This is a genomic window from Pseudomonas oryziphila (assembly GCF_003940825.1).
Lineage (GTDB): Bacteria > Pseudomonadota > Gammaproteobacteria > Pseudomonadales > Pseudomonadaceae > Aquipseudomonas > Aquipseudomonas sichuanensis.
Genome location: NZ_CP034338.1, coordinates 5,634,384 through 5,655,076 on the forward strand (window position 1 = coordinate 5,634,384; position 20,693 = coordinate 5,655,076).

Below are 20,693 nucleotides of genomic sequence, written 5' to 3' on the forward strand. Positions count from 1 at the left end.
GATGGGCGAGGCTCAATCCAGTGCCTTCCAGATCTCGGTGGCATATTCACGAATGGTCCGGTCCGACGAGAACCACCCCATCCGCGCGGTATTGAGCACTGCCATGCGCCACCACTCCTGGGGCGTATGCCACAGCTCCTCGACCCGCCGCTGGGCATCCCAGTAGGCGTCAAAGTCGGCACACACCAGGAAGCGGTCATAGGCGATCAGGCCATCCACCAGCCCGGTATAACGCGACGGATCATCCGGTGAGAACACCCCGCTGCGAATCGCCTGCAGCACATCGCCCAAGCGGTGCGACGCCCCAATCGCCGCGCTGGCGCCAAAGTCGCCACTGCGCTTGCGCGCCTCCACCTGCTGCGCGGTCAGGCCGAAGATGAACATGTTCTCGGCACCTACCTGCTCGCACATCTCGACGTTGGCGCCGTCCAGGGTGCCGATGGTCAGCGCGCCGTTGAGCCCGAACTTCATGTTGCTGGTGCCAGAGGCTTCGTAACCGGCCGTGGAGATCTGCTCGGACAGGTCGGCCGCCGGGATGATGCTCTCGGCCAGGCTGACGTTGTAGTTGGGCAGGAACACCACCTTGAGCAGGCCGCGCACGGTCGGGTCGTTGTTGACCACCCGGGCGATGTCGTTGGCCAGCTTGATGATCAGCTTGGCCTGGTGATAGCTGGCCGCCGCCTTGCCGGCGAAGATCTTCACCCGTGGCACCCAATCGGTACCGGGGTCGTGACGCATGGCCTGGTACAGCGCCACGGTGTGCAGCAGGTTGAGCAACTGGCGCTTGTACTCGTGGATGCGCTTGACCTGCACGTCGAACAGCGCCTCGGGGTTGACCGTCACCCCCAGGCGGTCCTGGATGATGGCGGCCAGGGCACGCTTGCTGTGCAGGCGCTGGGCCGCGAACTGCTTGCGAAAGTCGGCCTTGTCGGCAAAGGGCACCAGGGCCTTGAGCTTGCCTTCCGGGTCGTCCAGCACCTCCGGGCCCAGCGCCTCGATCAGCATCGCCGTGAGCGGCGGGTTGGCCTGGTAGAGCCAGCGGCGGAAGGTAATGCCGTTGGTCTTGTTGTTGATCCGTTGCGGATAGAGCTTGTGCAGCTCGGCGAACACCGTGCTCTTCATCAGCTTGCTGTGCAGCGCCGACACACCGTTGACGCTGTGCGAGCCAAGGAATGCCAGGTTGCCCATGCGTACCCGGCGGCCGTTGTCCTCTTCGATCAGCGACACCGCGCGCAGCACGTCGAAGTCGTGCAGGCCTTTGGCCCGCAGCGCGTCGATATGGTAGGCGTTGATCAGGTAGATGATCTGCATGTGCCGCGGCAGCATGCGCTCCATCAGCGCCACCGGCCAGGTTTCCAGGGCCTCGGGCAGCAGCGTGTGGTTGGTGTAGGCCAAGGTGCCGACGGTCACCTGCCAGGCGGTGTCCCAGGGGATCTCGTGCTGGTCGACCAGCAGCCGCATCAACTCCGCCACGGCGATCGACGGGTGGGTGTCGTTGAGCTGGATCGCCGCTGCATCCGGCAGGTTGAGCAGGTTGTCATGCATGTTCAGGTGGCGGCGCAGCAGGTCCTGCAGCGAGGCGGAGACGAAGAAGTACTCCTGGCGCAGGCGCAGCTCCTGGCCGGCCTCGGTGCTGTCGGCCGGGTACAGCACCCGCGAAATGCTCTCGGCCCGGGCCACCTCGGCCACCGCCCCCAGGTGATCGCCGGCGTTGAAGCGCTCCAGGTGCAGCTCTTCCAGCGCCCGGGCGCGCCACAGGCGCAAGGTGTTGACGCTGGAGCCACGCCAGCCGACCACTGGCGTGTCGTAGGCCACGGCCCTCACCGTTTCGCCCGGCCACCAGACCTGGCGCTGCTTGCCGGTGCCTTCCTGCACGGTTTCGACACTGCCGCCAAAGCTGATCGGGTAGATCACCTCGGCACGCTCGAACTCCCAGGGGTTACCGAAGTCCAGCCAGTTCTCGGTCTGCTCCTGCTGCCAGCCATCGACCAGCGCCTGGCGGAACAGGCCGTGTTCGTAGCGGATGCCATAGCCATGGGCAGCAATGCCCAGTGTCGACATGCTCTCCATGAAGCACGCCGCCAGGCGCCCGAGGCCGCCGTTCCCCAGCGCCGCATCCGGCTCGAGCAGGCGAATACGCTCAAGGTCAACGTCCAGGCCCTGCAGCGCCTCGCGGGCGATTTCCAGGTAGCCCAGGTTGCTCAGGCTGTCGTACAGCAGCCGGCCGATGAGGAATTCGAGGGAAAGGTAATACACCCGCTTCTGGCTGCGGCGGTAGGCCCGCCGGGTGTGGTCCATCCAGTGGTCGACCATGTGGTCGCGGGCCGCCAGGGCGATGGCCTCGAACCAGTCGTGATCGAACGCGTGTTCCGGGTCCTTGCCGACCGCGTAGGTCAGCTTGGCCAGCACGGCGGCGCGAAAATCCGCCACCTCCTCATGATGAGCTTTGGCCTCACGGGCCTTGTTTTCCTGGGACATGCGGCATCCTCGGGCAAGTAGGCTAAAGCGCAGGGAAAGTGTTCAGCCTAGACGGTCTGACACAGAGCGACAGCAACGGTTCGTGGATTTCATGCGCCAGGCGGGAATCGGGCAAAAGGTTGTTCACAAATTGAACAACTCCGGTATGATCGCGCGCCCCAAGACCGTGATTCGCCCCCATAACGATGAAAACGACCCTGATCGCCGCCGCCGAAGTCGACCGCCTGGAGACCTGGCAGCGCTATGCCAGCCACATGTGCGGTGGCTGCCACTCGACCTGTTGCACCTTGCCGGTGGAGGTGAAGATCAAGGATCTGATCCGTATCGGCGTGGTGGACGAGTTCGAAAAAGACGAACCGCCGAAGAACGTGGCCAAGCGCCTGCAGAAGGAAGGCATCATCGAGCGCTTCAACCAGAAGTCGGGGATCTTCACCCTGACCCGGATGAGCAACGATGACTGCATGTACCTGGACCGCAAGAGCCGGCTGTGCACCATCTACGACAAGCGCCCGGACACCTGCCGCAACCACCCCAAGGTCGGGCCGCGGCCGGGGTATTGTGCGTACAAGCCCAAGGTGGTTGGGCGCTGATCGTCAGCCAGTGCCGGCCTCTTCGCGGCTAAAGCCGCTCCCACAGGTACTGTGCAGACCCTGAGTCCAGTAGAGATCCTGTGGGAGCGGGTTTACCCGCGAAGAGGCCAGCAAAACCCATGCAAATCCTCCAGGCATAAAAAAACGCCCCCGGCCTTTCGACCGGGGGCGTTTTCATTGCGCCTGAGCTAACTCAGTTCTTGGCTTTCTTGGCAGCGCGGGTACGCTCGCCTTCGTCCAGGATCTTCTTGCGCAGACGGATCGACTTCGGAGTGACTTCGCACAGCTCGTCGTCCTGGATGAATTCCAGGGCCTGTTCCAGGGTGTGGCGAACCGGCGGCACCAGGGCGATGACTTCGTCTTTGCCCGAAGCACGCATGTTGTCGAGCTTCTTGCCTTTGGTCGGGTTCACGCCCAGGTCGTTGTCACGGCTGTTCAGGCCGATGATCTGACCGTTGTAGATCTCCTGGCCGTGCTCGACGAACAGCTTGCCGCGCGCCTGCAGGGTTTCCAGCGAGTAGGTCAGAGCCTTGCCGGTCTCGACCGAAACCAGAACACCGTTCAGGCGGCCGGACATCTGGCCCGACTTCATGGTGTCGTAGCGATCGAAGATCGAGGTCAGGATGCCTGCACCGTTGGTCAGGGTCAGGAACTGGTTACGGAAACCGATCAGACCACGGGCTGGAATGTTGTATTCCAGACGAACACGGCCCTTGCCATCCGGCACCATGTTGGTCAGGTCGCCTTTACGCAGACCCATCTCTTCCATGACCTTGCCCTGAGCTTCTTCAGGGATGTCGATGGTGACGTTCTCGAACGGCTCCTGCTTGACGCCGTCGACTTCGCGGATGATCACTTCAGGACGGCCTACAGCCATCTCGAAGCCTTCACGACGCATGGTTTCGATCAGTACCGACAGGTGCAGCTCACCACGGCCCGAAACCTTGAACTTGTCTGGGGAATCGGTTTCCTGAACGCGCAGGGCAACGTTGTACAGCAGCTCTTTGTCCAGACGGTCCTTGATGTTACGGCTGGTGACGAACTTGCCTTCTTTACCGCAGAACGGCGAGTCGTTGACCTGGAAGGTCATCGAAACGGTCGGCTCGTCGACGGTCAGCGGCTTCATCGCTTCTACCGCGTCCGGGGCGCACAGGGTGTCGGAGATGAACAGCTCGTCGAAACCACTGATGCAGACGATGTCGCCAGCCTGGGCTTCTTCGACGTCGACGCGGTGCAGGCCGTGGTGGCCCATCAGCTTCAGGATACGGCCGTTACGCTTCTTGCCGTTGGTGTCGATGGCGACAACCGGGGTGTTCGGCTTGACGCGACCACGGGCGATACGGCCAACACCGATAACGCCGAGGAAGCTGTTGTAGTCCAGTGCCGAGATCTGCATCTGGAACGAACCGTCACGGTCAACGTCCGGCGCCGGTACGTTGTCGACGATCGACTGGTACAGGGCGGTCATGTCTTCGCCCATGGCGGTGTGGTCCAGACCGGCGATGCCGTTCAGGGCCGAGGCGTAGACGACTTTGAAGTCCAGCTGTTCGTCGGTGGCACCGAGGTTGTCGAACAGGTCGAAGATCTGGTCCAGAACCCAGTCAGGACGCGCGCCCGGACGGTCAACCTTGTTGATCACGACGATTGGCTTCAGGCCAGCTTCGAAAGCCTTCTTGGTCACGAAGCGGGTTTGCGGCATCGGGCCGTCCTGGGCGTCGACCAGCAGCAGCACGGAGTCGACCATCGACATTACACGCTCAACCTCGCCACCGAAGTCGGCGTGGCCGGGGGTGTCGACGATGTTGATGTGGTAGCCGTTCCAGTTGATGGCGGTGTTCTTCGCCAGAATGGTAATGCCGCGCTCTTTTTCCTGGTCGTTGGAGTCCATGACGCGCTCGTCGTTGAGCTCGTTACGCTCCAGGGTGCCGGACTGACGCAGGAGTTTGTCGACCAGAGTGGTTTTACCATGGTCAACGTGGGCGATGATGGCGATGTTACGCAGATTTTCGATCACAACTGTATCTCGATCAGAGGATTCGGTTGCCGCCAGTGTAGGCGGCGAATATGTACGGTTTGAGGCTCAGCGGGCCCGATGGTCGGGAGGGCGATGGCGGATGCTGCCGCCATACAGCCCTGGGGTCTTATGTCGGACGATAAACACGCACATTGGCATGTCCCTCACTGAGCAGGTGGTGTGCGTGCAAACGGCTCATCACACCTTTGTCGCAATACAGCAGGTACTGGCGCGTGGGGTCCAGGTGCTTGAACTTGCTGTTGATCGCGTAGAACGGCATGGCCTGGACTTCGATACCGTCCAGTGCCAGAGGTTCGTCTTCCTGGGCGTCGGGGTGACGGATGTCGATGACGATCTGGCCCGGCAGTGCCTCGGCCACTTCCTCGATCTCGATGTCCTTGCCCAACTCGTCGATCACGTGGTCGATGGAGATGAACTTGGCGCGCTCCAGAGCACGCTCCAGCACCGCCATGTCGAACTGCTTCTCTTCGTGCTCCATGCGGTGACGCTTGGCATGGGTGGTCGGGTTCACCGAAATCACGCCGCAGTACTCGGGCATGTGCTTGGCGAAGTCGGCGGTGCCGATTTCGGTGGCCTGGTCGATGATGTCCTGCTTGTGGCTGGCCAGCAGCGGGCGCAGCACCAGCTTGTCGGTGGCCGAGTCGATGATCGACAGGTTCGGCAGGGTCTGGCTGGACACTTGCGAGATCGCCTCGCCGGTGACCAGCGCGTCGATCTGCAGGCGCTCGGCCATGTGCGCGGCACCGCGCAGCATCATGCGCTTGAGGGTCACGCCCATGTAGCTGTTGTCGACCTTGTTGAGGATTTCGCCGACCACTTCCTCGAACGGCACGCTGATGAACAGCACGCGCTGGCTGCTGCCGTACTTCTTCCACAGGAAGTGCGCCACTTCCATCACGCCCAGCTCGTGGGCGCGCCCGCCCAGATTGAAGAAGCAGAAGTGCGTCATCAGGCCACGGCGCATCATCTGGTAGGCGGCCACGGTGGAGTCGAAGCCACCGGACATCAGCACCAGGGTCTGCTCAAGGGCGCCCAGCGGATAGCCGCCGATGCCGTTGTGCTGGTTGTGGATCACGTACAGGCGCTGGTCGCGGATCTCGATGCGCACCAGCACTTCGGGCTTCTTCAGCTCGATGCCGGCGGCGCCGCATTGCTGACGCAGCTGGCTGCCGACATAGCGGTCGACGTCCATCGAGGTGAAGTCGTGGTGGCCGCCACGCTTGCAGCGCACGGCGAAGTACTTGCCGGCCAGCAGGTGACCGAAGTGCTGCTTGCACTTTTCGACGATGTCGTCAAAGTCGCCCAGCGGGTACTCCTGCACCTGCAGGAAGTGGGTGATGCCCGGGGTGCAGCGCAGGCGCTCGATCATTTCCCGCTGGATCTTTTCGTCCTCGATGCGGGTGACCACCTCGAGATTGTCCCAGACGCCATCGACCGCGAGCTCAGGATCGAGGTCCTTGAGCACGTTGCGGATGTTCTTGCTGAGCTGACGGATGAAGCGCTTGCGCACCGGTCGGCTCTTGATGGTGATCTCTGGGAAGACTTTGACGATAAGTTTCATTGGTTTAACAGCGCGCGCAGGGCCTGCCGAAAATGAGGGGCGCGAATTATATCGGAAATTGCTCAGGTTTTGACCAACTTTTGATCAGAAGCTTTGAGATAAATGTATGGGTGGGCTTTTGTGCTGCCTGTTCCGGCTCTTCGCGGGTAAACCCGCTCCCACAGAGACCGCACCGATTCCATAGGCTGTGCAAACCCTGTGGGAGCAACTGTCTTATGTTGTCAGTGCTGGCCTCATCGCTGGCAAGCCAGCTCCCACAGGTACGATGCTGCCTCGAAGTTAGCGCGATCCCTGTGGGAGCGGGTTCACCCGCGAAGTGGCCCCCAAAGAAAGCACACCAGCCGGCCAGCGCACTCTATTGGTGCATTGCTACCAAAATTCGCATCTTAAGAGTGCACCCTTCCCCGCCACCCCACCGCCAGATGCCCGCAAACGCCTTCTTTTATCCCACTCTCGCCATTTTCGGGCACTGGCATGCAATTTGCTCTCTTGTGAGGCAGGTACGCTTGGCCGACTATCCGCGCCTGGCAACACCCTTTTTCCAGAGCAGCGGCCCACCGCGCTCTAGACCATCCGGAGGACAACATGTCGAAGTCGGTTCAACTCATCAAAGATCATGACGTCAAGTGGATTGATCTGCGTTTCACGGACACCAAAGGTACTCAGCACCACGTGACCATGCCGGCGCGTGATGGCCTGGACGAAGACTTCTTCGAAACCGGCAAGATGTTCGACGGTTCCTCCATCGCCGGCTGGAAAGGCATCGAAGCCTCCGACATGATCCTGCTGCCGGACGACTCCACCGCCGTGCTGGACCCGTTCACCGAAGAGCCGACCCTGATCCTCACCTGCGACATCATCGACCCGGCCAGCATGCAGGGCTATGACCGCGACCCACGCGCTATCGCCCGTCGCGCCGAAGAGCACCTCAAAGCCACGCTGATCGGTGACACCGTGTTCGCCGGCCCGGAGCCAGAGTTCTTCATCTTCGACGAAGTGAAGTTCAAGTCCGACATCTCCGGCTCGATGTTCAAGATCTACTCCGAGCAAGGCTCGTGGATGTCCGACCAGGACGTGGAAGGCGGCAACAAAGGCCACCGTCCAGGCGTCAAAGGCGGCTACTTCCCGGTTCCGCCGTTCGACCACGACCACGAAATCCGTACCGCCATGTGCAACGCACTGGAAGAGATGGGCCAGACCGTCGAAGTTCACCACCACGAAGTGGCGACTGCCGGCCAGAACGAAATCGGCGTCAAGTTCAACACCCTGGTGAAGAAGGCCGACGAAGTTCAAGCCCTGAAGTACGTCGTGCACAACGTTGCCGACGCCTACGGCCGCACCGCTACCTTCATGCCTAAGCCACTGTACGGCGACAACGGCTCGGGCATGCACGTGCACATGTCGATCTGGAAAGACGGCAAGAACACCTTCGCGGGTGAAGGCTATGCCGGTCTGTCCGACACCGCCCTGTACTTCATCGGCGGCATCATCAAGCACGGTAAGGCCCTGAACGGCTTCACCAACCCGGCCACCAACTCCTACAAGCGTCTGGTACCTGGCTTCGAAGCCCCGGTAATGCTGGCCTACTCGGCTCGCAACCGTTCTGCCTCGATCCGTATCCCTTACGTTTCCAGCCCGAAAGCCCGCCGTATCGAAGCGCGCTTCCCGGACCCGGCGGCCAACCCGTACCTGTGCTTCGCCGCCCTGCTGATGGCAGGCCTGGACGGTATTCAGAACAAGATCCACCCAGGCGACGCCGCCGACAAGAACCTGTACGACCTGCCGCCTGAAGAGGCGAAAGAGATCCCGCAGGTGTGCGGCAGCCTGAAAGAAGCCCTGGAAGAGCTGGACAAGGGCCGTGCGTTCCTGACCAAGGGCGGCGTGTTCTCCGACGATTTCATCGATGCCTACATCGAGCTGAAATCCGAAGAAGAGATCAAGGTCCGCACCTTCGTGCACCCGCTGGAATACGAGCTGTACTACAGCTGCTGATTTGATCGACGCCCCGCGTCGGTGACATCAGGACGGCCTCCCCAGGGAGGCCGTTTCCATTTCTGCATCACCTTCACCGACCTGCTGCCTCGCACTATCGGGCTGCAGCACACCGCCACCGCCCCCTTCAAACCTCGTCACCCTGCTCGATGCCATCGAGCAACGCCCTGCCCTGATCCGCGCCAGCATCCAGCTGTGCAAAACCTGATGAGCGCCCTATGCTCCATATTGGTGCACCGAAAGGCCTGACGCCCCAGCATGCACCCCACTTTGGGTCACATGAATCGTTTAACCAGGGCTTTATGTCCTGAATTGGCGCGAATACAGGCTTTTATCCGCCATTTCCGCTTCTTTTCAGAGCCTTGGTTTGGTTCTTGCATTTTCATCGCATCCAGCACGTCATCCGTGCGCGCCCCAGGCCTTGCCGGGGCGCCAAAAGAGTGCCAACAGAGGTCAACGACGCCTTATGACCATCAGCGATGCACAGCACCGTCTGCTTCTGGACAACCTGACCACGGCCACGCTCCTGCTCAACGCCGAGCTGCGCCTTGAGTACATGAACCCGGCGGCGGAAATGCTTCTGGCCGTCAGTGGCCAGCGCAGCCATGGGCAGTTCATCAGCGAGCTGTTCACCGAATCGACCGAGGCACTCAACTCGCTGCGCCAGGCGGTGGAGCAGGCGCATCCGTTCACCAAGCGCGAAGCCCAACTGACCTCGCTGACCGGCCAGAGCATCACCGTCGACTACGCCGTCACGCCAATCCTGCACCAGGGCAATACCCTGCTGCTGCTCGAAGTGCACCCGCGGGACCGCCTGCTGCGCATCACCAAGGAAGAGGCCCAGCTGAGCAAGCAGGAAACCACCAAGATGCTGGTGCGCGGCCTGGCCCACGAAATCAAGAACCCGCTGGGCGGCATTCGCGGCGCCGCGCAGTTGCTGGCCCGCGAATTGCCCAACGATGGCCTGCGCGACTACACCAACGTGATCATCGAAGAGGCCGACCGGCTGCGTAACCTGGTTGACCGCATGCTCGGCTCGAACAAGCTGCCGTCGCTGTCGATGACCAACATCCACGAAGTGCTGGAGCGCGTGTGCAGCCTGGTGGAGGCGGAAAGCCAGGGCGGCATCACCCTGGTGCGCGACTACGACCCGAGCCTGCCGGACGTGCTGATCGACCGCGAGCAGATGATCCAGGCCGTGCTCAACATCGTGCGCAATGCCATGCAGGCCATCGGCGGGCAGAACGAGCTGCGCCTGGGCCGCATCACCCTGCGCAGCCGCGCCGTGCGCCAGTTCACCATCGCCCACGTGCGTCATCGCCTGGTGGCCCGGGTCGAGATCGTCGACAACGGCCCGGGCATCCCCGCAGAGCTGCAAGACACCCTCTTCTACCCCATGGTCAGCGGCCGCCCGGACGGTACCGGGCTCGGCCTTGCCATTACCCAGAACATCATCAGCCAGCACCAGGGCCTGATCGAGTGTGAAAGCCACCCCGGCCACACCGCCTTCTCGATCTACCTGCCCCTGGAACAAGGAGCCACCGCCTCATGAGCCGAAGTGAAACCGTCTGGATCGTCGATGATGATCGCTCCATCCGCTGGGTCCTGGAGAAGGCCCTGCAGCAGGAGGGCATGACCACCCAGAGCTTCGACAGCGCCGACGGCGTGATGGGCCGCCTGGCACGCCAGCAGCCTGATGTGATCATTTCCGATATCCGCATGCCCGGTGCCAGCGGCCTCGACCTGCTGGCACAGATTCGCGACCAGCACCCGGGCCTGCCGGTCATCATCATGACCGCGCACTCCGACCTGGACAGTGCCGTTGCCTCATACCAGGGCGGTGCCTTCGAGTACCTGCCCAAGCCGTTCGACGTGGACGAAGCGGTGTCGCTGGTCAAGCGCGCCAACCAGCACGCTCAGGAACAGCAAGCGCTGGAGGTGCCCCAGGCACTGGCCCGCACCCCCGAGATCATCGGTGAAGCACCGGCGATGCAGGAGGTGTTCCGCGCCATCGGCCGCCTGAGCCACTCCAACATCACCGTGCTGATCAACGGCGAATCCGGTACCGGCAAAGAGCTGGTGGCCCATGCCCTGCACCGCCACAGCCCGCGCGCGGCTGCGCCGTTCATCGCCCTGAACATGGCGGCGATCCCCAAGGACCTGATGGAGTCCGAGCTGTTCGGCCATGAAAAAGGCGCGTTCACCGGCGCCGCCAACCTGCGCCGTGGCCGCTTCGAGCAGGCCGACGGCGGTACGCTGTTCCTCGACGAAATCGGCGATATGCCCGCCGACACCCAGACCCGCCTGCTGCGCGTGTTGGCCGACGGCGAGTTCTACCGGGTCGGCGGCCACGTGCCGGTGAAGGTCGATGTGCGCATCATCGCCGCGACCCACCAGAACCTGGAAACCCTGGTGCAGGCCGGCAAGTTCCGCGAAGACCTGTTCCACCGCCTCAACGTGATCCGCATCCATATCCCGCGCCTGTCCGACCGTCGCGAAGACATCCCGACCCTGGCCCGCCACTTCCTCGGCCGCGCCGCCCAGGAGCTGGCGGTCGAGCCCAAGCTGCTCAAGCCGGAAACCGAAGAGTTCATCCGCAACCTGCCGTGGCCGGGCAACGTCCGCCAGCTGGAAAACACCTGCCGCTGGATCACCGTGATGGCCTCCAGCCGCGAGGTGCTGATCGGCGACCTGCCACCGGAGTTGCTCAACCTGCCACAGGACGCAGCGCCAGTGACCAACTGGGAGCAGGCCCTGCGCCAGTGGGCCGACCAGGCCTTGGCCCGTGGCCAGTCGAGCCTGCTGGACAGCGCCGTGCCCAGCTTCGAGCGAATCATGATCGAGACCGCGCTCAAGCACACCGCCGGGCGGCGCCGCGATGCAGCGGTACTGCTGGGCTGGGGGCGCAACACCCTGACGCGCAAGATCAAGGAGTTGGGGATGAAGGTCGATGGCGCCGAGGATGATGACGGCGACGATCACTGAGTTCTGATGCAGCATGCCATCGCGTGGGAGCGGGCTTGCCCCGCGATGGCTTCAGCCCTGAAACATGATGTGCCCATTGCCTTGGGCGCGCCTGATCCTGCCTAACTAACTTGTTGTTTTCCCTTATCGAGGAATACGACATGGAAAGTCCTGCCTCCCATCGACTGCGTCGCGGTCGAGTCTCTGAGCCTGGTCGGGCCTATCTGCTGACCAGCACCACCAAGGACCGGCTACCCCTGTTCCGCGACTTCCAAGCGGCTCGCTGCCTCCCAGCTACTTTCGCGCAGGCTGAGGCCGAAGGCTCGGTCCTGAGCCTTGCATGGGTGATCATGCCCGATCACGTGCACTGGCTGATCCAACTCAGAGACGACACCCTTCGCACTGTCATGCGTCGCTTCAAATCACGCAGCCGTTGCTCGCTGTACAAAATGGGCAAGCTCAACGGGCAGCTATGGCAAGCCGGCTATCACGACCGAGCACTCAGACGCGAAGAAGACCTGCGAAGCTTTGCCAGGTACGTAGTTGCCAACCCTGTCAGGGCGGGGCTGGTCAGCCGCGTTGGAGACTACTCGCACTGGGATGCGATCTGGGTTTAGGGGGAGATTGCAATCGCGGGGCAAGCCCGCTCCCACGGCAGATCGCGTTCTTGTACAGGGGGCGGGCTTGCACTGGGATGCGATCTGGGTTTGACGGGAGATTGCGATCGCGGGGCAAGCCCGCTCCCACGGCAGATCGCGTTCTTGTACAGGGGGCGGGCTTGCACTGGGATGCGATCTGGGTTTGACGGGAGATTGCAATCGCGGGGCAAGCCCGCTCCCACGGCAGATCGCGTTCTTGTACGTGGGGGCGGGCTTGCACTGGGATGCGATTTGGGTTTAACGGGAGACTGCAATCGCGGGGCAAGCCCGCTCCCACGGCAGATCGTGTTCTTGTACGTGGGAGCGGGCTTGCACTGGGATGCGATTTGGGTTTAACGGGAGACTGCAATCGCGGGGCAAGCCCGCTCCCACGGCAGATCGCGTTCTTGAACGTGGGAGCGGGCTTGCCCCGCGATATGCACCGATCCTGTGCCTGCTGCACCTTGCGAAGGCACAAACCCCCTCAAAAACCGGCCAAATAGCCCTGAATCCCAGTATTTCCGGGCATTTCAAAACTGGCACGCCCCCTGCAATGAGTACTGCAACTCCAGTTTCGGGGTCCTCGGTACAGGCAGGCCGGGAAAGCCCCTCTTTTATTCGCAACAGCAACACCGTTTCGGGGACCCTGGTACAGGCAGGCCGGGAAATCCCCCTTTTATTCGCCACAGCAACCTGCTTTGGGGACCTCGGTACAGGCAGGCCGGGACATCCCCTCTTTTATTCGTGCAGCCTCACCTGCACCTTCCAGCGCCCGTCGTCCTCTGCACCTGACCATTCCCCTCGCAGGGGGCGCGCGGCAATCAGCGTCAGCAGCAAGCCCTCCTTGCCCTTCTGCACCCGCCAGGCCACCGGTTTTTCCTGCAAGAACAACTGGCCGCGCTGGGCCTTGCCCTCGGCCTGGAACGCCAGCGCCACGGTGCCTTCAACGTTCTCGCCATGCAGCTGGGGTTCTTCGTTGAACCACAGGTCCAGGCCATCCTGCACCACCTCGACCTGCTGCAGCACCCGCTCGTCCGGGGCGGTCAGGCGGCCGATCATCAGGCCCACCATCAACCCGACGATGGCCAGCGACAGGATCATCTTCGGGAACGCCTTCGAACGCACATCGGGTTCGGGGGTAGAATGCCCGTCATCTTCATGCTTGGAGCCGTGCATGTTTCACGTCATCCTTTTTCAACCTGAAATTCCGCCGAATACCGGCAATATCATCCGCCTGTGCGCCAACAGCGGCTGCGCCCTGCACCTGATCGAACCCATCAGCTTCGAACTGGACGACAAGCGCTTGCGCCGCGCCGGGCTGGATTACCACGAGTATGCCACGCTCAAGCGCCACGAAAGCCTGGCCGGATGCCTGGAGAGCCTGGGCAACCCGCGGCTGTTCGCCTTCACCACCAAAGGCTCGCACCCCTTCCACGAAGTTGCCTACCAGCCGGGCGATGCCTTCCTGTTCGGCCCCGAGAGCCGAGGCCTGCCGACCGAGGTACTGGACAGCCTGCCGGCCGAGCAGCGCCTGCGTTTGCCGATGCGCCCAGGGTGCCGCAGCTTGAACCTGTCCAATACCGTGGCGGTGACCGTTTATGAAGCCTGGCGGCAGAACGGCTTTGCCGGGAGTTGATGCATTGCCTGTTCAGGCCTATCGCGGGGCAAGCCCGCTCCCACGGATTGAGCTGCCCCCAAGAAGCAGGCCAGAGTACCGTGGGCGCGGGCTTGCCCCGCGATAGGGCCGGTACTGCCAACACAAAAAAAGCGCCCCGAAAGGCGCTTTTTTCATGACCGCTGCAATTACTGCACGGTCGGCACTTCACCGGCTTCCTGCATGCGCTGCATTTCTTGCGCGTACAGGGCGTCGAAGTTGACCGGCGACAGCATCAGCGCCGGGAACGAACCACGGGTCACCAGGCTGTCCAGGGCCTCACGGGCGTACGGGAACAGGATGTTCGGGCAGAACGCGCCGAGGGTGTGGCTCATCGAGGCCGCGTCGAGGCCTGCGATCAGGAAGATACCGGCCTGCTGCACTTCGGCGATGAACGCCACTTCTTCACCGTTCTTCACGGTCACCGACAGGGTCAGCACCACTTCATGGAAGTCGCCTTCCAGGGCTTTCTGGCGGGTGTTCAGGTCCAGCGAGACATTCGGCTCCCACTGCTGACGGAAGATCTGCGGGCTCTTCGGAGCCTCGAACGACAGATCGCGCACGTAGATGCGCTGCAGGGAGAACTGTGGGCTGTTTTCTGCAGCCGCGCCGTTGGTCTGTTGGTCAGTCATGGCAGATCCTTATCCTAATGTTTTCGAATGCAGTGCAAAGTCAGGCCGCCAGCAGCGCGTCGAGCTTGCCCGCGCGCTCCAGGGCATAAAGGTCATCGCATCCACCGACGTGCGTGCTGCCGATCCAGATCTGCGGTACCGAAGTACGGCCGGCCTTCTGGCTCATTTCGGCGCGCAGCTGCGGCTTGCCGTCGACCTTGATCTCTTCGAACGCCACGCCCTTGCTCTCGAGCAGGTATTTGGCGCGCATGCAGTAGGGGCAGTAGTCGCTGGAGTAGACGATGACGGGCTTCATATCACTTCACCAGGGGCAGGTTATCGGCTTTCCAGCTGGATACGCCACCGCTCAGCTTGGCCGCGGTGTAACCAGCCTTGAGCAGCTCACGGCAGATGGTGCCGGACTGCTGGCCCATCGCGTCGACGACGATCAGGGTCTTCTCTTTATGTTTTTCCAGCTCGGTCATGCGGCTGACCAGCTTGTCCTGCGGAATGCTCACCGCACCGACGATGTGCCCGGCGGAATACTCCTTGGCAGGGCGAATATCGATGACCAGCGCCTTGTCGGCGTTGACCAGCGCGGTCAGCTGGCCGTTGCTCAGGCTCTGGCCACCACGACGCACTTCGTTGATCAGCAGCAGGACCAGCAGAACGACGAAGATCGCCACCAGGATGAAGTGATCTGTCGCGAATTGAATCAGGTGAGCAACCATCGGGGGTGTTCCAGGCGATTGAAAATGGCGGCCAGTATACACAGCCCCCCATGACCACCAAAGCCCGGTGGGCCACCGGCAAAACCGGCTTCATGTTGCATATCCGACAGCGCTGGTCGGACAAGGGGAGGAATATTCGCCGTCGCTGGCGGATTTGCCCTAAAATGCGTGTCTTTATCATCTTTGAACAACCGTGAGTTTGATTGATGACGAGTACGCCTAAACCCCTGGTCCTGATTATTCTGGATGGCTTCGGACACAGCGAAAGCCCCGAATACAACGCCATCTTCGCCGCCAACACACCGGTCTACGACCGCCTGCGCGCCACCCAGCCGCACGGTCTTATCTCGGGGTCCGGCATGGACGTGGGCCTGCCCGACGGGCAGATGGGCAACTCTGAAGTCGGTCACATGAACCTCGGCGCCGGCCGCGTGGTGTACCAGGACTTCACCCGGGTCACCAAAGCCATCCGCGACGGCGAGTTCTTCGAAAACCCGGTGCTCACCGGCGCGGTGGACAAGGCTGTCGGTGCCGGCAAGGCCGTGCATATCCTCGGCCTGCTCTCCGACGGTGGCGTGCACAGCCACCAGGACCACCTGGTGGCCATGGCCGAACTGGCCGCCCAGCGTGGCGCCGAGAAGATCTACCTGCACGCCTTCCTCGACGGCCGCGACACCCCGCCGCGCAGCGCCCAGTCGTCCATCGAACTGCTCGACGCCACCTTTGCCAAGCTGGGCAAGGGCCGTATCGCCAGCCTGATCGGCCGCTACTACGCGATGGACCGCGACAACCGCTGGGACCGCGTACAAGCCGCCTACGACCTGATCGTCGACAGCACCGCCCAGTACACCGCCGACAGCGCCGTGGCCGGCCTCGAGGCCGCCTACGCCCGTGACGAGAGCGACGAGTTCGTCAAGGCCACGCGCATCGGCGAAGCGGTCAAGGTCGAGGATGGCGACGCGGTCATCTTCATGAACTTCCGCGCCGACCGTGCCCGCGAGCTGTCGCGAGTGTTCGTCGAGCCTGACTTCAACGAATTCCCCCGCGCCCGCCTGCCAAAGCTGGCCGCCTACATCGGCCTGACCCAGTACTCGGCGAAAATCCCGGCGCCAGCGGCCTTTGCCCCATCCAGCCTGGACAATGTGCTCGGCGAGTACCTGGCGAAGAACGGCAAGACCCAACTGCGCATCGCCGAAACCGAGAAATACGCCCACGTCACCTTCTTCTTCTCCGGTGGCCGTGAAGAGCCGTTCGAAGGCGAAGAGCGCATCCTGATCCCGTCGCCGAAGGTCGCCACCTATGACCTGCAGCCGGAAATGAACGCCCCCGAGGTGACCGACCGCATCGTCGAAGCCATCGAGCAGCAGCGTTTTGACGTGATCGTGGTCAACTACGCCAACGGCGACATGGTCGGCCACACCGGCGTGTTCGAGGCAGCAGTCAAGGCGGTCGAGGCCCTGGACAACTGCGTCGGCCGCATCGTCGAGGCACTGGCAAAGGTCGACGGCGAAGCGCTGATCACCGCCGACCACGGCAACGTCGAGCAGATGGAAGACGCCTGCACCGGCCAGGCGCACACCGCCCATACCAGCGAGCCAGTGCCGTTCATCTATGTCGGCAAGCGCAAGGTCAAGGTGCGTGACGGCGGCGTGCTGGCCGACGTGGCGCCAACCATGCTCAAGCTGCTGGGATTGGAAAAGCCTGCAGAGATGACCGGAACGAGCATTCTGGTCGATCTGTAAACCTTGTGGGAGCGGGCTTGCCCCGCGATTGCGATCGCGGGGCAAGCCCGCTCCCACAAGGGCATTCGCTGCCTATGCAGATGAATTCCAGACAAACGCCTCGCTGCACATGCCGCGAGGCGTTTTTTTTGCAAGCCCGCGCGGGCATACTAGGCCAGTCTCCATCCTTGGTACGCCCAACCCCATGCTCCGCGCCCTGTTCCTACTCGCCCTGTCATGCCTGCTCGCCCCGGCCTACGCCGACGAGCGCGCACAGACCCAGCAACAGCTGGACGCCACCCGCCAGGACATCGCCGAGCTGAAAAAGATGCTGGGCAAGCTCCAGGAGGAGAAGTCCGGCGTGCAGAAAGATCTCAAGTCCACCGAGACCGACATCGGCAACCTGGAAAAACAGGTGGAGGCACTGCAGCAAGAACTAAAAAAGACCGAGGGCGAGCTGGAGCGCCTTGATCACGAGAAAAAAAAACTCCAGAGCGCCCGCGTTGAACAACAACGCCTGATTGCCGTCCAGGCCCGTTCGGCCTACCAGAACAACGGCCGCGAGGAATACCTCAAGCTGCTGCTCAACCAGCAGAACCCCGAGAAATTCGCCCGCACCCTCACCTACTACGACTACCTGAGCAAGGCGCGCACCGAGCAGCTGCGCACCTTCAACGAGACCTTGCGCCAGTTGGCCAACGTCGAGCAGGACATCGGCCGCCAGCAGGAGCAACTGCTCACTCAGCGCGCCGACCTCGACAGCCGCCGCCAGGCGCTGGTCGGCGAACGCGACAAGCGCCAGCAGGTACTGGCCAAGCTCAACAGCGACATGAAAGAGCGCGACCAGAAGCTGCAGTCCCGCGAGCAGGACCAGGCCGACCTGGGCAAAGTGCTCAAGACCATCGAGGAGACCCTCGCACGCCAGGCCCGCGAGGCGGAAGAAGCGCGCCAGCGCGCCCTGCTCGCCAAGCAGGAAGAAGAAAAGCGCCGCAAGGAACAGGCCCTGGCCGCCGCCGCCCGCAACCAGCAAGCCGAGCCGGAAGAACCGCCGAAAAAGGCCCGCACCACGCTTGGCCCGGTGGTTTCCAGCGACGGCGCCAACTACGGCGGTGCATTTTCCGCAGCCCGGGGAAAACTTCCATGGCCAGTCAATGGTCGACTGCTGGCACGCTTCGGTGACATGCGCGGCAGCGATGCCCGGGCCAAGTGGGACGGCGTGATGATCAGCGCCAGCGCCGGTACCCAGGTACGCGCCGTACACGGCGGGCGCGTGGTATTCGCCGACTGGTTGCGCGGCGCCGGGCTTCTGGTCATTCTCGACCACGGCAATGGTTACCTGAGCCTGTACGGCCACAACCAGAGCCTGCTCAAGAGCGCCGGCGACATCGTCAAGGCCGGCGAAGCCATCTCTACCGTGGGCGACAGCGGCGGCCAGGACAGCGCCGGTCTGTACTTCGCGATTCGCCAGCAGGGCCGGCCCACCGACCCTGCGCAATGGTGCCGCGGCTAACACCGACTACTTTTACGGCACGGCGCGTGAAAACGCCGGGCCGATGCTCCCGAAAGGGGCGCCTACAGGATCAGGAGTTCGTTCGACATGCTGCACTCGCCTCGCCTCACCCAGCTGGCCCTGACCATTGCCCTGGTCATCGGCGCGCCCCTGGCGCTCGCCGCCGAGCCGGCCAAGCCTGCCGTTGCCGCCAAGCCGGCCACGGTGCCGGCCACCGAGGTGACCGCCAAGGCGCCACTGCCGCTGGAGGAGCTGCGCACCTTCGCCGAGGTCATGGACCGCATCAAGGCCGCGTATGTAGAGCCCGTCGACGACAAGACCCTGCTGGAAAACGCCATCAAGGGCATGCTCAGCAACCTCGACCCCCACTCGGCCTACCTCGGCCCTGAAGACTTCCAGGAGCTGCAGGAAAGCACCAGCGGCGAATTCGGTGGCCTGGGCATCGAAGTCGGCCAGGAAGACGGCTTCATCAAGGTCGTTTCGCCGATCGACGACACCCCGGCCTCCCGCGCCGGCGTGCAGGCCGGTGACCTGATCGTCAAGATCAACGGCGCCCCGACCCGTGGCCAGACCATGACCGAAGCCGTCGACAAGATGCGCGGCAAGGTCGGCGAGAAGATCGTCCTCACGCTGGTGCGCGACGGCGGCACGCCGTTCGACGTGACCCTCACCCGCGCGGTGATCCAGGTCAAGAGCGTGAAGAGCCAGCTGCTGGAGAACGACTACGGCTATATCCGCATCACCCAGTTCCAGGTCAAGACTGGCGAAGAGGTGGGCAAGGCCCTGGCCAAACTGCGCAAGGACAACGGCAAGAAGCTGCGCGGCGTGGTGCTCGACCTGCGCAACAACCCCGGCGGCGTGCTGCAAGCCGCGGTGGAAGTGGCCGACCACTTCCTCACCAAAGGCCTGATCGTCTACACCAAAGGCCGCATCGCCAACTCCGAACTGCGCTTCTCGGCCGACCCGGCCGACGCCAGCGAGGGCGTACCGCTGGTGGTACTGATCAACGGCGGCAGCGCCTCGGCTTCGGAGATCGTCGCCGGTGCCCTGCAGGACCAGAAACGCGCCGTGCTGATGGGCACCGACAGCTTCGGCAAGGGCTCGGTGCAGACCGTGCTGCCGCTGGCCAACGACCGTGCGCTCAAGCTCACCACCGCGCTGTACTTCACCCCCAACGGCCGCTCGATCCAGGCCCAGGGCATCGTCCCCGACATCGAAGTGCGCCCGGCCAAGCTCACCGCCGAAACCGACACCGAGAACTTCAAGGAAGCCGACCTGCAGGGCCACCTGGGCAACGGCAACGGCGGCGCCGATCGTCCGACCGGCAGCGCCAAGCGCAAGGAGCGCCCGCAGGACAACGACTTCCAGCTCAGCCAGGCGCTGAGCCTGCTCAAGGGCCTGAACATCACCAAGGGCGATTGACCTGCGGCCATGCGTTATCTGCTGTTACTGCTGTGCTGCCTGTTGGCCGGCGTCGCGCAAGCGGCACCAGCCAACAAGGCCTACCTGAGCATCATCATCGACGACCTGGGCCAGAGCAGCGAGCGTGACAGCCGTACCCTCGCCCTCTCTGGCCCGGTCACGATGGCGATCATGCCCGACACCCCTCACGCCAGCGACTTCGCCCGCCAGGCCCACAAGGCCGGCAAGACGGTGATCCTGCACATGCCCATGGACCCGGCCACCGGCCCCTATGCCTGGCACCCCGGTACGCCACTGCCGGAACTGGCCAGTCGCTTGCAAGCCGCCCTGGCCAAGGTCCCTTACGCAGCGGGCATCAACAACCACATGGGCAGCCGCATGACGGCCCAGCGTGAACCCATGGCCTGGCTGATGGGAGAACTGCAGCAACGCCACCTGTTCTTCGTCGACAGCCGCACCAGCGCAGCCACAGTGGCGGCGGCCGAGGCCCAGCGCATCGGCCTGGCGCATGTGTCGCGGGATGTATTCCTGGACGACGTACGCACGCCCGAGGCGATCACGGCTCAATTGCAGCAAGGCGTGGCCCTGGCCCACAAGCAGGGCTCCGCCGTGCTGATCGGCCACCCCTACCCGCAAACCCTGCAAGTGCTGGAGCGTGAGATACCCCGGCTCAAGGGCCAGGGTATCGAACTGATCCCGCTGCGCCAGATGATCGCCGAACGTGGCAACCAGGCCATGCCTGCCCATGGCGGGCACGGGCTTTACCATAACCGCTGACCCCTGCCA

General features: G+C 63.1%; 17 protein-coding genes. 10 read left to right on the forward strand and 7 right to left on the reverse strand.

Going from position 1 to position 20,693, the window contains the following annotated elements:
* Window positions 1–12: 12 nt before the first annotated feature.
* Window positions 13–2,478, reverse strand: a complete 2,466-nt coding sequence (locus EJA05_RS26230) for a glycogen/starch/alpha-glucan phosphorylase (protein WP_125465869.1) — start codon at window positions 2,476–2,478, stop codon at window positions 13–15.
* Between the two features lie 185 nt (window positions 2,479–2,663).
* On the opposite strand from EJA05_RS26230, the gene EJA05_RS26235 reads away from it, so the two are divergent.
* Complete coding sequence (locus EJA05_RS26235) at window positions 2,664–3,068, forward strand: YkgJ family cysteine cluster protein (RefSeq protein ID WP_016712459.1); 405 nt, start codon at window positions 2,664–2,666, stop codon at window positions 3,066–3,068.
* A 193-nt stretch (window positions 3,069–3,261) separates the two neighbouring features.
* On the opposite strand, the gene typA is transcribed toward EJA05_RS26235, so the two are convergent.
* Both typA and thiI read right to left on the reverse strand, forming a co-directional pair.
* Window positions 3,262–5,082: a translational GTPase TypA gene (gene typA / locus EJA05_RS26245; RefSeq protein ID WP_110995311.1), complete on the reverse strand. Its 1,821-nt coding sequence runs from the start codon at window positions 5,080–5,082 to the stop codon at window positions 3,262–3,264.
* A 127-nt stretch (window positions 5,083–5,209) separates the two neighbouring features.
* Complete coding sequence (gene thiI / locus EJA05_RS26250; protein ID WP_125465870.1) at window positions 5,210–6,664, reverse strand: tRNA uracil 4-sulfurtransferase ThiI; 1,455 nt, start codon at window positions 6,662–6,664, stop codon at window positions 5,210–5,212.
* Window positions 6,665–7,249: 585 nt separating this feature from the next.
* On the opposite strand from thiI, the gene glnA reads away from it, so the two are divergent.
* From glnA to EJA05_RS26270, 4 genes are all read left to right on the forward strand, one after another.
* Window positions 7,250–8,656, forward strand: a complete 1,407-nt coding sequence (glnA, locus tag EJA05_RS26255) for a type I glutamate--ammonia ligase (RefSeq protein ID WP_110995313.1) — start codon at window positions 7,250–7,252, stop codon at window positions 8,654–8,656.
* Between the two features lie 466 nt (window positions 8,657–9,122).
* On the forward strand, window positions 9,123–10,208 hold the full coding sequence (gene glnL, locus EJA05_RS26260) for a nitrogen regulation protein NR(II) (protein ID WP_125465871.1): 1,086 nt from the start codon (window positions 9,123–9,125) through the stop codon (window positions 10,206–10,208).
* A complete protein-coding gene (gene ntrC / locus EJA05_RS26265) occupies window positions 10,205–11,641 on the forward strand; it encodes a nitrogen regulation protein NR(I) (protein ID WP_125860812.1) in 1,437 nt (478 codons plus the stop codon). Before glnL ends, ntrC begins: the two co-directional genes overlap by 4 nt.
* 140 nt (window positions 11,642–11,781) lie before the next feature.
* Window positions 11,782–12,237 carry an REP-associated tyrosine transposase gene (locus EJA05_RS26270; RefSeq protein WP_125860814.1) on the forward strand — a complete coding sequence of 152 codons (456 nt, stop codon included), beginning with the start codon at window positions 11,782–11,784 and terminating at the stop codon, window positions 12,235–12,237.
* A gap of 759 nt (window positions 12,238–12,996) precedes the next feature.
* On the opposite strand, the gene EJA05_RS26275 is transcribed toward EJA05_RS26270, so the two are convergent.
* Window positions 12,997–13,434 (reverse strand): hypothetical protein, encoded by a 438-nt coding sequence (locus tag EJA05_RS26275; protein ID WP_125860816.1) that lies wholly within the window; start codon window positions 13,432–13,434, stop codon window positions 12,997–12,999.
* Between EJA05_RS26275 and trmL the strand changes: the two genes are divergently transcribed.
* Window positions 13,433–13,894 carry a tRNA (uridine(34)/cytosine(34)/5-carboxymethylaminomethyluridine(34)-2'-O)-methyltransferase TrmL gene (gene trmL, locus EJA05_RS26280; protein WP_125860817.1) on the forward strand — a complete coding sequence of 154 codons (462 nt, stop codon included), beginning with the start codon at window positions 13,433–13,435 and terminating at the stop codon, window positions 13,892–13,894. The two genes, EJA05_RS26275 and trmL, sit on opposite strands and share 2 nt — an antisense overlap.
* Window positions 13,895–14,061: 167 nt before the next feature.
* On the opposite strand, the gene secB is transcribed toward trmL, so the two are convergent.
* Genes secB through EJA05_RS26295 form a run of 3 tightly spaced genes read right to left on the reverse strand, consistent with a single transcriptional unit; the run spans window position 14,062 to window position 15,254 of the window.
* Entirely contained in the window at window positions 14,062–14,544 is a 483-nt protein-coding gene (gene secB, locus EJA05_RS26285; protein ID WP_125860819.1) for a protein-export chaperone SecB, read from the reverse strand.
* 40 nt (window positions 14,545–14,584) lie between these two features.
* Complete coding sequence (grxC, locus tag EJA05_RS26290; RefSeq protein WP_110995319.1) at window positions 14,585–14,839, reverse strand: glutaredoxin 3; 255 nt, start codon at window positions 14,837–14,839, stop codon at window positions 14,585–14,587.
* A 1-nt stretch (window position 14,840) separates the two neighbouring features.
* Window positions 14,841–15,254 carry a rhodanese-like domain-containing protein gene (locus tag EJA05_RS26295; RefSeq protein ID WP_125860821.1) on the reverse strand — a complete coding sequence of 138 codons (414 nt, stop codon included), beginning with the start codon at window positions 15,252–15,254 and terminating at the stop codon, window positions 14,841–14,843.
* A 206-nt stretch (window positions 15,255–15,460) separates the two neighbouring features.
* Here EJA05_RS26295 and gpmI point away from each other — a divergent pair, with 206 nt between their 5' ends.
* The 4 genes from gpmI to EJA05_RS26315 all read left to right on the forward strand — a co-directional run bounded on the left by gpmI (window position 15,461) and on the right by EJA05_RS26315 (window position 20,684).
* A complete protein-coding gene (gene gpmI, locus EJA05_RS26300) occupies window positions 15,461–16,996 on the forward strand; it encodes a 2,3-bisphosphoglycerate-independent phosphoglycerate mutase (protein WP_125860823.1) in 1,536 nt (511 codons plus the stop codon).
* A 184-nt stretch (window positions 16,997–17,180) separates the two neighbouring features.
* A complete protein-coding gene (locus tag EJA05_RS26305; RefSeq protein WP_125860825.1) occupies window positions 17,181–18,485 on the forward strand; it encodes a murein hydrolase activator EnvC family protein in 1,305 nt (434 codons plus the stop codon).
* A gap of 87 nt (window positions 18,486–18,572) precedes the next feature.
* Window positions 18,573–19,907 (forward strand): S41 family peptidase, encoded by a 1,335-nt coding sequence (locus tag EJA05_RS26310; protein ID WP_125465877.1) that lies wholly within the window; start codon window positions 18,573–18,575, stop codon window positions 19,905–19,907.
* A 9-nt stretch (window positions 19,908–19,916) separates the two neighbouring features.
* The gene (locus EJA05_RS26315) at window positions 19,917–20,684 is read left to right on the forward strand and encodes a divergent polysaccharide deacetylase family protein (RefSeq protein WP_125465878.1); all 768 of its coding nucleotides are present in this window, start codon (window positions 19,917–19,919) and stop codon (window positions 20,682–20,684) included.
* Window positions 20,685–20,693 lie beyond the last annotated feature (9 nt).